The organism is Citrobacter sp. Cb004 (assembly GCF_030337065.1).
Classification (GTDB): domain Bacteria; phylum Pseudomonadota; class Gammaproteobacteria; order Enterobacterales; family Enterobacteriaceae; genus Citrobacter; species Citrobacter braakii.
This window is the reverse complement of sequence record NZ_JAOWCH010000051.1, coordinates 1-13676: the sequence shown is the minus strand read 5'-3', so window position 1 is coordinate 13676 and position 13676 is coordinate 1. Positions and strand designations below refer to the sequence as shown.

The window sequence follows — 13676 nt, the reverse complement described above, 5'->3', positions numbered from 1 at the left end:
CCAAAGGGCGATACGGTTGTAGATTGACTCTTGTTCCCTTCGCAGGTTTTAACCTGATCAGGTTCCGCGGATCCCGAATTAACGGTCTCAGCCTTTTCCACTCATGCTGCTGTGGAAAATAAGCACTCCGACAAGAAGTAACCTCAAAAAGAGGTAATGAATGTAAATTACGCGTTAATGTCGCAAATCTCAAGCAGGACGTTTGATCATGCCACTCTCGTGCATCGCATCAAAAACCAGCATGATCAGCTTATCTTCCAGCACGAACCGGGCTTCCAGCGCCTCGCCGATATCCGATAAGGCCTGTTGAAATTCAAGGAAGTTATCGTGATCAATGGCGGTCTCCAGACTGGAATCATAGTAGTCCATGATCAGTTGCGTATTGGCTTCCAGGAGCGGCCAAATTTTTGTGGCTTTTAAAAGCTGCCCGTTCCCTTCCAATTTATGGAGAATACGTTCATAAATACTGAAGTGTCCGGTGGAAAGGTAATCGACCAGGCTCTGGCAAAAATCATCCAGCGCCTTTTCATTGAGCCGCATGTACGATTCTTTGCCAGGCTTAATGCCAACCAGATTGTAGTAAGCCACGAGCAGGTGCTTACGTACATGTAGCCAGCGATCAACCAGTTTGTTACTTCCTCCGACGTGCTCCGTCAGGCTTTCCAGCTGGTTTAGCATGATTGACTCCGCAAGATGGTGTTTAGGAACGGCTCACCCGTAAATGTAAAAATAATGTAAACAACATGCCTGTGAAGCAAAGGTTGCGCAAGAGATATGGATCGTATAATTGAAAAATTAGATAGCGGCTGGTGGATTGTCAGTCATGAGCAAAAGTTATGGTTGCCTCATGGCGAACTGCCTTACGGCGACGCAGCAAGTTTTGATCTGACCGGGCAGCGTGCACTTCCTATAGGCGAATGGGAAGGAGAGACGGTCTGGCTGGTGCAGCAGCAGCGTCGGTACGATATGGGATCGGTGCGCCAGGTCATTGACCAGGACGTTGGCCTGTTTCAACTGGCCGGACGCGGCGTACAACTGGCCGAGTTCTACCGCTCACATAAATTCTGCGGTTACTGCGGTCATCCCATGCACCCGAGTAAAACGGAATGGGCGATGCTGTGTAGCCACTGTCGAGAACGCTACTACCCGCAAATTGCCCCCTGCATTATCGTCGCTATTCGCCGTGACGACGCTATCCTGCTAGCCCAACATGTTCGCCATCGTAACGGCGTGCATACCGTGCTGGCGGGTTTTGTCGAAGTGGGCGAGACCCTCGAGCAGGCGGTGGCGCGCGAAGTCATGGAAGAGAGCGGCATTAAGGTGAAAAACCTGCGCTACGTCACTTCTCAGCCGTGGCCGTTCCCACAGTCTTTGATGACCGCATTTATGGCGGAGTATGATAGCGGCGAAATTGTTATTGACCCGAAGGAACTGCTGGAAGCGAACTGGTATCGCTACGACGATTTACCGCTCCTGCCCCCGCCGGGCACCGTCGCGCGTCGATTGATTGAAGATACTGTCGCCCTCTGTCGGGCAGAGTATGAGTGACACACATGTTACACTGGCGTGAAATAGCTCAAGGAATGGAAAAATGACCGAACTGAAGAACGATCGTTATCTGCGTGCGCTGCTGCGCCAGCCCGTTGATGTCACTCCGGTATGGATGATGCGCCAGGCGGGCCGCTATCTACCGGAATATAAAGCCACGCGTGCCGAAGCGGGCGATTTTATGGCGCTGTGCAAAAATGCCGAGCTGGCCTGCGAAGTCACGCTGCAGCCGCTGCGTCGCTATAAGCTTGATGCGGCGATCCTCTTTTCGGATATCCTGACGATTCCCGATGCGATGGGACTTGGGCTGTATTTTGAAGCCGGAGAGGGCCCACGCTTTACCTCACCGATCGCCAGCAAGGCTGACGTCGACAAACTGCCGATCCCGGACCCGGAAGATGAGCTGGGGTATGTGATGAATGCGGTGCGCACTATCCGCCGTGAACTGAAAGGCGAAGTACCGCTGATCGGCTTCTCCGGTAGCCCGTGGACACTGGCGACCTATATGGTCGAAGGCGGCAGTAGTAAGGCCTTCACCGTGATTAAAAAGATGATGTACGCCGATCCAAAGGCGCTGCATCTGCTGCTTGATAAGCTGGCGAAGAGCGTCACTCTGTACCTGAACGCGCAGATCAAAGCGGGCGCGCAGTCGGTAATGATTTTCGACACCTGGGGCGGTGTGCTGACCGGTCGCGACTATCAGCAGTTCTCCTTGTATTACATGCACAAAATCGTCGACGGCCTGATGCGCGAGAACGAAGGTCGTCGCGTACCGGTGACGCTGTTCACCAAAGGCGGTGGTCAGTGGCTGGAAGCGATGGCTGAAACCGGCTGTGATGCGTTAGGTCTGGACTGGACCACTGACATTGCCGATGCGCGTCGTCGTGTAGGTCATAAAGTGGCACTGCAGGGCAATATGGATCCGTCCATGCTGTATGCGCCGCCAGCCCGCATCGAAGAAGAGGTGGCGACGATTCTGGCCGGTTTTGGTCAGGGTGAAGGCCATGTCTTTAACCTGGGCCACGGCATTCATCAGGATGTCCCGCCAGAGCATGCGGGTGTCTTTGTGGAGGCGGTACATCGGTTGTCTGAACAGTATCACCGCTAAGGAGTCATTATGGATCTTGCGTCATTACGCGCGCAGCAGCTTGAACTGGCCTCCTCAGTGATCCGCGAGGATCGCCTGAGGAGCGATCCGCCGGATCTGATCGGCGGGGCGGACGTTGGGTTCGAGCAGGGGGGCGAAGTGACGCGAGCCGCGATGGTCTTACTGAAGTACCCCTCGCTGGAACTGGTTGAATACACGGTGGCGCGAATCGCCACCACCATGCCCTACATTCCTGGCTTTCTCTCCTTTCGCGAAACACCCGCGCTGATGGCCGCCTGGCAGCAGCTTTCGCACAAGCCTGATCTGCTGTTCGTTGACGGTCACGGGATCTCTCACCCTCGCCGTCTGGGCGTGGCCAGCCATTTTGGCCTGCTGGTGGATGTCCCGACGATTGGCGTGGCGAAAAAACGGTTGTGCGGCAAGTTTGAGCCGCTCGCCGCCGAACCCGGAGCGTTAGCGCCGTTGTTGGATAAAGGCGAACAGCTGGCATGGGTTTGGCGCAGCAAAGCACGCTGTAACCCGCTGTTTATCTCTACGGGTCATCGCGTGAGCCAGGACAGCGCGTTAGCGTGGGTACAACGCTGTATGAACGGCTATCGTCTGCCGGAACCAACACGCTGGGCAGATGCGGTGGCATCCGAACGCCCTGCTTTTACGCGGCTTGCAGCAAAAACGCCCCATATCGGGTAAACTGCCGCTAATTTCCGTATTTGAGAACTCATCATGTTACAAAATCCGATTCACCTGCGTCTGGAGAAGCTTGAAAGCTGGCAGCACGTCACGTTTATGGCCTGTCTGTGCGAACGCATGTACCCCAACTACGCCATGTTCTGTAAGCAAACCGAATTTGGCGATGGACAAATTTACCGCCGGATTCTGGATTTGATTTGGGAAGCGCTGACGGTTAAAGACGCGAAAATCAATTTCGATAGCCAGTTGGAAAAATTTGAAGAGGCTATTCCTTCAGCAGACGATTACGATCTGTACGGCGTTTATCCGGCGATTGATGCCTGTGTGGCATTAAGCGAACTGATGCATTCGCGTCTTAGCGGTGAAACGCTGGAACATGCAATTGAGGTTAGTAAGGCTTCGATTACGACGGTTGCGATGCTGGAAATGACCCAGGCTGGTCGCGAAATGACCGATGAAGAGCTCAAAGAGAACCCGGCCGTTGAGCAAGAATGGGATATTCAGTGGGAAATTTTCCGACTTTTAGCCGACTGTGAAGAACGCGATATTGAGCTGATAAAAGGGCTTCGTGCAGACCTGCGCGAGGCTGGCGAGAGCAATATTGGTATAAATTTTCAGCAATGACACCATAAAACGTGATTTAACGCCTGATTTGTCGTGCCTGAAGGCTTCCCATCCGCCCCCGGTCTGGTCTACATTTGGGGGGCGAAAAAAAGTGGCTATCGGTGCGTGTATGCAGGAGAGTGCTTTTCTGGCATTTCCGTCGCACTCGATGCTTAGCAAGCGATAAACACATTGTAAGGATAACTTATGAACAAGACTCAACTGATTGATGTAATTGCAGACAAAGCAGAACTGTCTAAAACACAGGCTAAAGCTGCTCTGGAATCCACTCTGGCTGCTATTACTGAGTCTCTGAAAGAAGGCGATGCTGTACAACTGGTTGGTTTCGGTACCTTCAAAGTGAACCACCGTGCTGAGCGCACTGGCCGCAACCCGCAGACCGGTAAAGAAATCAAAATTGCCGCAGCTAACGTACCGGCATTTGTTTCTGGTAAAGCACTGAAAGACGCGGTTAAGTAATTCGCGTGGCAGTGAACAGTTTTATCGAAGGGGCGGTTTCGCCCCTTTTGTCCATCTGGCGTCATTCGCTTTGGCTTTCAGGTGTGCTGTTACTGTCTGCCTGTAGTCGCCACTCTGAGCTTCCTCCGTTCACGGCCAGCGGCTATGTTGGCGATCAGGGGGCGGTACGCATTTGGCGTAAAGATTCCAGCGACGATGTTCACTTGCTCTCGGTATTTAGTCCGTGGCGTAAAGGCGATACCACCACCAGTGAATACCGCTGGCAGGGTGATTCGCTCTCGCTGATAGAACTCAACACTTACAGTAAACCACCGGAACATGTCCGTATACGCTTCGATGACCGGGGCGAACTGAGTTTCATGCAGCGTGAAGTCGATGGGCAAAAGCAGCAGCTTTCCAGCGATCAAATTGCGCTTTACCGCTATCGTGCCGATCAAATCCGCCAGACCAGCGATGCGTTGCGTCAGGGACGGGTGATATTGCGTCAGGGACGCTGGCATGCGAATAACACAGTCACGACCTGTGAAGGTGAAACACTGAAGCCCGATCTGGAATCGTGGGCGATAAACCACATTGAGCGCCGCCAGAGCCATTCATCTGTAGAAGTGAGTGTGGCATGGCTGGAAGCGCCCGAAGGGTCGCAGCTACTGCTGGTCGCTAATGAAGATTTTTGTCACTGGCAGCCTACTGCCAAAACCTTCTGAAAACCTGATGCCAGGACATCGGGCCAGATAAGGTGAGGCCGCCATCCGGCAAAAACCGTTTACCAGTGGCCCATTCCCATATGGCCGCCGCGATGGTTGCCGCCACCGCCGCACCCGCCGTAGCCCATTCCCGCTCCGCGAGGTACGCCTGCCTGGGCCATTGCGACATCGCGTTTAACGCGCTGCTCATCCAGTGACTGATTCAACGCCTCCATCTCTTTTGCCACGGCATTAATTTTTGCAGTGTCCGGCGAGCTGGCTGTTAGCAACGCGTTGTACTCATAACGTTTAGAGGTCAGCTGTTGGCGCAAGGCGTTGGTCTGCGAGTAGTAATCATCATAGATTTTCTGCGCGGTAGCCTGCTGCTCAGTGGTCATTGGCGTACCGCCTCGTTGCTGCATTCCATCACCATATCCCCAGTGATTTTGCGCCAGCGCCGGGGTAGAGCCCAACGCGATAAGAGAGAGTGCAATCAGCGCCAGTTTGTTGTTCCGTTTCATGGGTCGTTCTCCTGTTGGTTAGATTACATTTCCTATTGCATCTTCCGTGCCAAAGCGGCAATCCAGGTCCCGCGGGCGTTGTACTCGTGGTCTTTACAGGGCGACGAGTAAAAATGACTCGCCAGAACGCGCCGGCGGGTCATTTTTACCCGCTACTTTCAGCGGTTTGTGTCTGAGGGCAGGGTTATCACTGAGAAAAAATGGCATGATTTCTGCTGTATACCTGCAACGATGAAAGGAACAGGTGGGATAAAGGGAGAGCGTATGCGTCTTTATAAGGACACGGCGGCCAAGTGGTTGAGCCGACTCTTGCTGGCGGCAATCCTGATTTTGGTCGGTTGGTTTTCGATTATGACCATTCGGGACTATGGGCGGGAAAGCGGCGCCGCGCGGCAAACGCTACTGGAAAAAGGCAGCGTGCTCATCCGCGCTCTGGAGTCTGGTACGCGCGTAGGTATGGGGATGCGCATGCATCATGCTCAACAGCAGACGCTGCTGGAGGAAATGGCCGTACAACCAGGCGTGCTATGGTTTGCCGTCGTTGACGATCATGGCGTTATTATTACGCACAGCAATTCCGCGATGGTCGGTAAAACGCTCTATTCACCGGATGTCCTGCGACAACTAAGCCCCGGGGAACAAGAAAGCTGGCGGAATATTGACATGCCTACGGGGGACGGTGAAAAAACACCGGTCCTGGAAATTTATCGCCAGTTTCAGCCGATGTATGGTCCAGGACGTCATGGCATGGCGCGCTGTGCCAGCAATGACGGACAGCTTATCACCCCCGCACAAACCATATTTATCGCTTTTGATGCCAGCGATCTGGCTGCGACTCAGGCAAGAGAGTGGCGTAACACCCTGATCGTCCTGTCTGCGCTGGCGGCCGTGCTGCTGGCCACTGTGCTGACGTTCTTCTGGTATCAACGCTATCAGCGCTCGTACAAAGAACTGCAGGATGCGATGAAGCGTAAAGAAAAACTGATGGCGCTCGGACATCTGGCGGCCGGGGTCGCGCATGAGATTCGAAACCCGCTTTCATCGATCAAGGGTTTAGCGAAGTATTTTGCTGAACGAACTCCGGCTGGTGGTGAGTCGCATGAGCTGGCGCAGGTGATGGCGAAAGAGGCGGACCGTTTAAATCGGGTGGTGAGCGAGCTGCTGGAGCTGGTGAAACCTGCGCATCTGACGCTGCAACAGGTGGATCTCAATGAGGTCATCACCCACTCATTAAACCTGGTGAGTCAGGATGCGGCAAGTCGGGAAATCCAGCTACGCTTTTCGGCCAGTTCCACGCTGCCCGCTATTCAGGCCGATCCCGACCGACTGACTCAGGTTCTGTTGAATCTGTATCTGAACGCCATTCATGCGATTGGTCGTCAGGGCACGATTACGGTTGAAGCGAGTGAAAGCAGCGGCGATCGCGTTAAAATCGTGGTTATTGATAGCGGGAAAGGGATTGCAGCGGAACAGCTGGAGGCTATTTTTACGCCTTACTTCACGACTAAAGCGGATGGAACCGGCCTTGGGCTGGCGGTAGTGCAGAACATAATTGAACAGCACGGTGGTACCATTCATGTGGCAAGCGTTGAGGGCAAAGGCGCAACCTTTACCCTCTGGCTGCCGACCAACGCGAAACAACAGGATTAACAAGGATGACGCGCGGAAAAATCAATATTCTGGTGGTAGATGACGATATCAGCCACTGCACCATTTTACAGGCGCTGCTGCGCGGCTGGGGTTATGAGGTCGCGCTGGCCTATAGCGGGCAAGCGGCACTGGAACAGGTGCGTGAACGCGTATTTGATTTAGTGCTGTGCGATGTGCGTATGGCGGAGATGGACGGCATTGCAACACTGAAAGAGATTAAAGCGCTGAATTCGGCGATTCCGGTATTGATCATGACGGCATTCTCCAGCGTGGAGACCGCCGTTGAGGCGCTGAAAACCGGGGCGCTGGACTACTTAATCAAGCCGCTGGATTTTGATCGCCTGCAGGAGACGCTGGAAAAGGCGCTGGCGCATACGCGGGAAACGGGCGCTGAACTGCCGTCAGGGTCGGCTGCGCAGTTCGGCATGATTGGCAGCAGTCCGGCGATGCAGCAGTTGATCAATGAAATCGCGATGGTTGCGCCCTCGGATGCAACGGTGCTCATTCACGGAGACTCCGGTACGGGGAAAGAGCTGGTGGCCCGGGCGCTGCATGCCAGCAGTGCCCGCTGTGATAAACCGCTGGTGACGCTGAACTGTGCGTCGCTTAATGAATCGCTGCTGGAGTCCGAACTTTTTGGTCATGAGAAAGGCGCGTTTACCGGCGCGGATAAGCGGCGGGAAGGGCGCTTTGTGGAAGCCGAAGGCGGCACGTTATTTCTTGATGAAATTGGCGATATCTCACCGCTAATGCAGGTGCGTCTGCTGCGGGCTATCCAGGAGCGGGAAGTGCAACGGGTTGGCAGCAACCAGACTATTGCGGTTGATGTCCGGCTGATCGCCGCCACTCATCGCGATCTGGCGGAGGAAGTTAACGCCGGGCACTTTCGTCAGGATCTCTACTATCGCCTGAACGTCATCACTATTGAAATGCCAGCGCTGTGCCAGCGTCGGGAAGATATTCCTCTGCTGGCCGAACATTTTCTCCAGCGTTTTGCCACACGTAATCGAAAAGCGGTGAAAGGCTTTACTCCGCAGGCGATGGATCTGCTGATCCACTATGACTGGCCGGGTAATATCCGTGAGCTGGAAAATGCGATTGAGCGTTCGGTGGTGCTGCTAACGGGGGAATATATTTCCGAACGCGAGCTGCCGATGGCGATTGCCGCGACACCGATAAAAACGGAATACAGTGGCGAGATCCAACCGCTGGTGGATGTCGAAAAAGAAGTGATTCTGGCGGCGCTGGAAAAGACGGGCGGCAATAAAACCGAAGCCGCCCGTCAGTTAGGTATTACGCGCAAAACGCTGCTGGCTAAGCTCAGCCGTTAGTTTTGCTCACGTTCGATGGCGCGCCAGCCGATGTCGTTACGGCTGAAGCTGCCGTCCCAACGGATGTCGGTCATCAGGGCGTAGGCACGCTGCTGCGCCTCGGCAACGGTGTTGCCCAGCGCGGTGGCGCACAGGACGCGACCGCCGTTGGTCAGCACGCGATCGTCAGCAGACAGTTTGGTGCCCGCGTGGAACACTTTACCGTCAGCGACTTCTTCCAGCGGCAGGCCGTGGATCTCATCGCCAGTATTGTAGTTGCCCGGATAGCCGCCCGCGGCAATCACTACGCCCAAAGAGGCGCGTTCGTCCCACTCAGAGGTTTTCTCATCCAGCTTGCCGTCACAGGCGGCAAGGCACAGCTCCACCAGATCCGATTTCATACGCAGCATAATCGGCTGGGTTTCCGGATCGCCGAAGCGGCAGTTGAACTCGATGACCTTCGGGTTGCCCTGTTTGTCGATCATCAGACCTGCGTACAGGAAACCGGTGTAAGTGTTCCCTTCCGCTGCCATGCCTTTTACGGTTGGCCAGATGATGCGTTCCATGGTGCGCTGATGAACGTCGTCAGTCACCACCGGTGCAGGTGAGTAAGCGCCCATACCGCCGGTATTCGGACCGGTATCGCCGTTGCCCACGCGTTTGTGGTCCTGGCTGGTGGCCATTGGCAGCACGTGCTCGCCGTCAACCATCACGATAAAGCTCGCTTCTTCACCGTCGAGGAACTCTTCGATAACGATACGGTGGCCCGCATCGCCAAAAGCGTTACCTGCCAGCATGTCATGAACAGCGGCTTCGGCTTCCTCCAGCGTCATCGCGACGATAACGCCTTTACCGGCGGCCAGGCCGTCGGCCTTGATAACGATCGGCGCGCCTTTCTCACGCAGATAGGCCAGCGCAGGCTCAATCTCGGTGAAGTTCTGATACTCCGCCGTCGGAATGTTATGACGGGCAAGGAAATCTTTGGTGAAGGCTTTGGAGCCTTCCAACTGCGCTGCACCTTCGGTTGGGCCGAAGATTTTCAGACCGGCGGCGCGAAACGCATCGACCACGCCAATTACCAGAGGCGCTTCTGGGCCAACGATGGTCAGATCGATCTTCTCATTCTGGGCAAAGCTCAGCAGCGCCGGAATATCGGTCACGCCGATTGCCACGTTTTGCAGCGCAGGTTCCAGCGCGGTGCCCGCGTTGCCTGGTGCGACAAATACCGTTTCGACTTTTGGCGACTGCGCCGCTTTCCAGGCCAGCGCGTGTTCGCGCCCGCCGTTGCCAATCACTAATACTTTCATCGTCTGCTCCGTGGATTAATGGCGGAAGTGGCGCATGTCGGTGAACACCATCGCTATGCCGTGCTCGTCGGCGGCAGCAATGACTTCATCATCACGGATAGAACCGCCTGGCTGGATCACGCAGGTCACACCAGCGGCGGCGGCGGCATCAATCCCATCGCGGAACGGGAAGAAGGCATCGGATGCCATAGAGGAACCTTGAACTTCCAGACCTTCGTCGGCGGCTTTAATCCCGGCGATTTTTGCGGAATATACGCGGCTCATCTGGCCAGCGCCTATGCCGATAGTCATGTTCTCTTTGGCGTAAACAATGGCGTTGGATTTTACAAATTTAGCTACTTTCCAGCAGAACAGCGCATCGCGCAGTTCCTGTTCGGTCGGCTGACGTTTGGAAACTACGCGCAGTTCACCTTCGCTCACCATACCCAGGTCACGATCCTGAACCAGCAGACCGCCGTTAACGCGTTTGAAGTCCAGGCCCGGCACACGTTGTGCCCACTGACCGCAGGTCAGCACGCGGACGTTCTGTTTGGCGGCGGTGATTTTCAGTGCGTCTTCGGTTGCGGATGGCGCGATGATCACTTCCACGAACTGACGGGAAATGATGGCTTGAGCAGTTTCGGCATCCAGTTCGCGGTTGAAGGCGATGATGCCGCCGAACGCAGAGGTCGGGTCGGTTTTATAGGCGCGGTCGTAAGCATCGAGAATAGAGGTACTGACAGCCACGCCGCACGGGTTAGCGTGTTTGACGATCACACAGGCTGGCTCGTTGAATTCTTTTACGCACTCCAGCGCCGCATCGGTATCGGCGATGTTGTTGTAGGAAAGTGCTTTGCCCTGTACCTGCTGCGCGGTGGCAACGGACGCTTCTTTAACATTCTCTTCTATATAGAAGGCAGCCTGTTGGTGGCTGTTCTCGCCGTAGCGCATATCCTGCTTCTTAATGAAGTTCAGGTTCAGTGTACGTGGAAAGCGACCGGCGGCTTCTTTGCTTTCGCCGTGGTAGGCCGGAACCATGCTACCGAAGTAGTTGGCGATCATGCTGTCGTAAGCGGCGGTGTGTTCGAAGGCTTTAATCGCGAGATCGAAACGTGTGTTGAGGGTCAGAGAACCGTCGTTGGCATCCATCTCTTTAATAATGGCGGCGTAGTCGCTGCTCTTCACAACGATAGCCACATCTTTATGGTTCTTGGCAGCGGAACGCACCATCGTCGGGCCGCCGATATCAATGTTTTCTACCGCATCTTCCAGCGAGCAGCCTTCACGGGCAACGGTTTCGGCGAACGGGTACAGGTTAACAACCACCATGTCGATAGGTGCGATGCCGTGCTGTTCCATAATCCTGTCGTCCTGACCGCGACGACCAAGAATGCCGCCGTGGACTTTCGGATGCAGGGTCTTTACGCGTCCATCCATCATTTCCGGGAAGCCGGTGTAATCGGAAACTTCGGTCACTGGCAGACCTTTCTCAGCTAACAGGCGCGCAGTACCACCTGTAGACAGCAGCTCCACACCGCGTGCGGAAAGTGCCTGAGCGAATTCGATGATACCGGCCTTGTCAGAAACACTGAGCAGAGCGCGGCGGACTGGACGACGTTGTTGCATGGTAAATCCCCTGGATTTGACTATTACAGAGAGCGTTAGGTGAATTCTTGGCTAAAAACTCAGCTAACGCCCCTTACGGGGCATCCTTGTTGTGCGGGGGCATTGTAACGAAAACGTTTGCGCAACGCTCGCGAATTTTTAATTTTCGATTTTGACCTCTTCTTTTTCCGTTGAAGGATACTCATATAAACAGAGAAGTGCATAAACGAACTCGTGGTTTGTGGATAACTCTGTGTGTAAATGGGTATAAGGCGGGTTTTTGCTGTGGAATGCAGCGGTCAGTCATTTTTCTGCAATTTAAGGGTTGCGGGCCGCAGGAAACTCCCTATAATGCGCCTCCATCGACACGGCGGATGTGAATCACTTCACACAAACAGCCGGTTCGGTTGAAGAGAAAAACCTGAAAATGAGGGTTGACTCTGAAAGAGGAAAACGTAATATACGGGACCTCGCGACAGAGCGCTAAAGCGCGTCGCAACTGCTCTTTAACAATTTATCAGACAATCTGTGTGGGCACTCGAAGATACGGATTCTTAACGTCGCAAGACGAAAAATGAATACCAAGTCTCTGAGTGAACACGTAATTCATTACGAAGTTTAATTCACGAGCATCAAACTTAAATTGAAGAGTTTGATCATGGCTCAGATTGAACGCTGGCGGCAGGCCTAACACATGCAAGTCGAACGGTAGCACAGAGGAGCTTGCTCCTTGGGTGACGAGTGGCGGACGGGTGAGTAATGTCTGGGAAACTGCCCGATGGAGGGGGATAACTACTGGAAACGGTAGCTAATACCGCATAACGTCGCAAGACCAAAGAGGGGGACCTTCGGGCCTCTTGCCATCGGATGTGCCCAGATGGGATTAGCTAGTAGGTGGGGTAACGGCTCACCTAGGCGACGATCCCTAGCTGGTCTGAGAGGATGACCAGCCACACTGGAACTGAGACACGGTCCAGACTCCTACGGGAGGCAGCAGTGGGGAATATTGCACAATGGGCGCAAGCCTGATGCAGCCATGCCGCGTGTATGAAGAAGGCCTTCGGGTTGTAAAGTACTTTCAGCGAGGAGGAAGGTGTTGTGGTTAATAACCACAGCAATTGACGTTACTCGCAGAAGAAGCACCGGCTAACTCCGTGCCAGCAGCCGCGGTAATACGGAGGGTGCAAGCGTTAATCGGAATTACTGGGCGTAAAGCGCACGCAGGCGGTCTGTCAAGTCGGATGTGAAATCCCCGGGCTCAACCTGGGAACTGCATCCGAAACTGGCAGGCTAGAGTCTTGTAGAGGGGGGTAGAATTCCAGGTGTAGCGGTGAAATGCGTAGAGATCTGGAGGAATACCGGTGGCGAAGGCGGCCCCCTGGACAAAGACTGACGCTCAGGTGCGAAAGCGTGGGGAGCAAACAGGATTAGATACCCTGGTAGTCCACGCCGTAAACGATGTCGACTTGGAGGTTGTGCCCTTGAGGCGTGGCTTCCGGAGCTAACGCGTTAAGTCGACCGCCTGGGGAGTACGGCCGCAAGGTTAAAACTCAAATGAATTGACGGGGGCCCGCACAAGCGGTGGAGCATGTGGTTTAATTCGATGCAACGCGAAGAACCTTACCTACTCTTGACATCCAGAGAAGTTTGCAGAGATGCGAACGTGCCTTCGGGAACTCTGAGACAGGTGCTGCATGGCTGTCGTCAGCTCGTGTTGTGAAATGTTGGGTTAAGTCCCGCAACGAGCGCAACCCTTATCCTTTGTTGCCAGCGGTTCGGCCGGGAACTCAAAGGAGACTGCCAGTGATAAACTGGAGGAAGGTGGGGATGACGTCAAGTCATCATGGCCCTTACGAGTAGGGCTACACACGTGCTACAATGGCATATACAAAGAGAAGCGACCTCGCGAGAGCAAGCGGACCTCATAAAGTATGTCGTAGTCCGGATTGGAGTCTGCAACTCGACTCCATGAAGTCGGAATCGCTAGTAATCGTGGATCAGAATGCCACGGTGAATACGTTCCCGGGCCTTGTACACACCGCCCGTCACACCATGGGAGTGGGTTGCAAAAGAAGTAGGTAGCTTAACCTTCGGGAGGGCGCTTACCACTTTGTGATTCATGACTGGGGTGAAGTCGTAACAAGGTAACCGTAGGGGAACCTGCGGTTGGATCACCTCCTTACCTTAAAGAA

12 protein-coding genes, 1 rRNA gene and 1 riboswitch are annotated in these 13676 nt (G+C 54.4%); of the genes, 9 read left to right on the top strand and 4 right to left on the bottom strand.

What is annotated here, in order from left to right; all coding sequences use genetic code 11:
• Positions 1-17: 17 nt before the first annotated feature.
• Positions 18-140, bottom strand: a riboswitch (TPP riboswitch).
• Positions 141-189: 49 nt separating this feature from the next.
• Positions 190-678 carry an Rsd/AlgQ family anti-sigma factor gene (locus OGV65_RS09385; RefSeq protein WP_016155311.1) on the bottom strand — a complete coding sequence of 163 codons (489 nt, stop codon included), beginning with the start codon at positions 676-678 and terminating at the stop codon, positions 190-192.
• A gap of 96 nt (positions 679-774) precedes the next feature.
• Between OGV65_RS09385 and nudC the strand changes: the two genes are divergently transcribed.
• From nudC to OGV65_RS09355, 6 genes are all read left to right on the top strand, one after another.
• Positions 775-1548, top strand: a complete 774-nt coding sequence (nudC, locus tag OGV65_RS09380; RefSeq protein ID WP_049282584.1) for an NAD(+) diphosphatase — start codon at positions 775-777, stop codon at positions 1546-1548.
• Between the two features lie 43 nt (positions 1549-1591).
• Positions 1592-2656 (top strand): uroporphyrinogen decarboxylase, encoded by a 1065-nt coding sequence (hemE, locus tag OGV65_RS09375; protein ID WP_046276272.1) that lies wholly within the window; start codon positions 1592-1594, stop codon positions 2654-2656.
• 9 nt (positions 2657-2665) lie between these two features.
• Positions 2666-3346: a deoxyribonuclease V gene (gene nfi / locus OGV65_RS09370; RefSeq protein WP_103284365.1), complete on the top strand. Its 681-nt coding sequence runs from the start codon at positions 2666-2668 to the stop codon at positions 3344-3346.
• Between the two features lie 33 nt (positions 3347-3379).
• Positions 3380-3970, top strand: a complete 591-nt coding sequence (locus OGV65_RS09365) for a YjaG family protein (RefSeq protein ID WP_003842015.1) — start codon at positions 3380-3382, stop codon at positions 3968-3970.
• Between the two features lie 186 nt (positions 3971-4156).
• The gene (hupA, locus tag OGV65_RS09360; protein WP_001044509.1) at positions 4157-4429 is read left to right on the top strand and encodes a nucleoid-associated protein HU-alpha; all 273 of its coding nucleotides are present in this window, start codon (positions 4157-4159) and stop codon (positions 4427-4429) included.
• Positions 4430-4440: 11 nt separating this feature from the next.
• Positions 4441-5133 carry a DUF1481 domain-containing protein gene (locus tag OGV65_RS09355; protein ID WP_047359007.1) on the top strand — a complete coding sequence of 231 codons (693 nt, stop codon included), beginning with the start codon at positions 4441-4443 and terminating at the stop codon, positions 5131-5133.
• A 59-nt stretch (positions 5134-5192) separates the two neighbouring features.
• On the opposite strand, the gene zraP is transcribed toward OGV65_RS09355, so the two are convergent.
• Complete coding sequence (zraP, locus tag OGV65_RS09350; RefSeq protein WP_016155316.1) at positions 5193-5633, bottom strand: zinc resistance sensor/chaperone ZraP; 441 nt, start codon at positions 5631-5633, stop codon at positions 5193-5195.
• Positions 5634-5897: 264 nt separating this feature from the next.
• On the opposite strand from zraP, the gene zraS reads away from it, so the two are divergent.
• Both zraS and zraR read left to right on the top strand, forming a co-directional pair.
• Positions 5898-7283 carry a two-component system sensor histidine kinase ZraS gene (gene zraS, locus OGV65_RS09345; RefSeq protein ID WP_047498846.1) on the top strand — a complete coding sequence of 462 codons (1386 nt, stop codon included), beginning with the start codon at positions 5898-5900 and terminating at the stop codon, positions 7281-7283.
• Between the two features lie 5 nt (positions 7284-7288).
• The gene (zraR, locus tag OGV65_RS09340; RefSeq protein WP_049282587.1) at positions 7289-8614 is read left to right on the top strand and encodes a sigma-54-dependent response regulator transcription factor ZraR; all 1326 of its coding nucleotides are present in this window, start codon (positions 7289-7291) and stop codon (positions 8612-8614) included.
• Here zraR and purD read toward each other — a convergent pair.
• Both purD and purH read right to left on the bottom strand, forming a co-directional pair.
• Positions 8611-9900, bottom strand: a complete 1290-nt coding sequence (gene purD / locus OGV65_RS09335) for a phosphoribosylamine--glycine ligase (RefSeq protein WP_016157951.1) — start codon at positions 9898-9900, stop codon at positions 8611-8613. The two genes, zraR and purD, sit on opposite strands and share 4 nt — an antisense overlap.
• Before the next feature lie 15 nt (positions 9901-9915).
• Positions 9916-11505, bottom strand: a complete 1590-nt coding sequence (gene purH, locus OGV65_RS09330) for a bifunctional phosphoribosylaminoimidazolecarboxamide formyltransferase/IMP cyclohydrolase (protein WP_103928821.1) — start codon at positions 11503-11505, stop codon at positions 9916-9918.
• Between the two features lie 619 nt (positions 11506-12124).
• Between purH and OGV65_RS09325 the strand changes: the two genes are divergently transcribed.
• Positions 12125-13666, top strand: a 16S ribosomal RNA gene (locus tag OGV65_RS09325).
• Positions 13667-13676 lie beyond the last annotated feature (10 nt).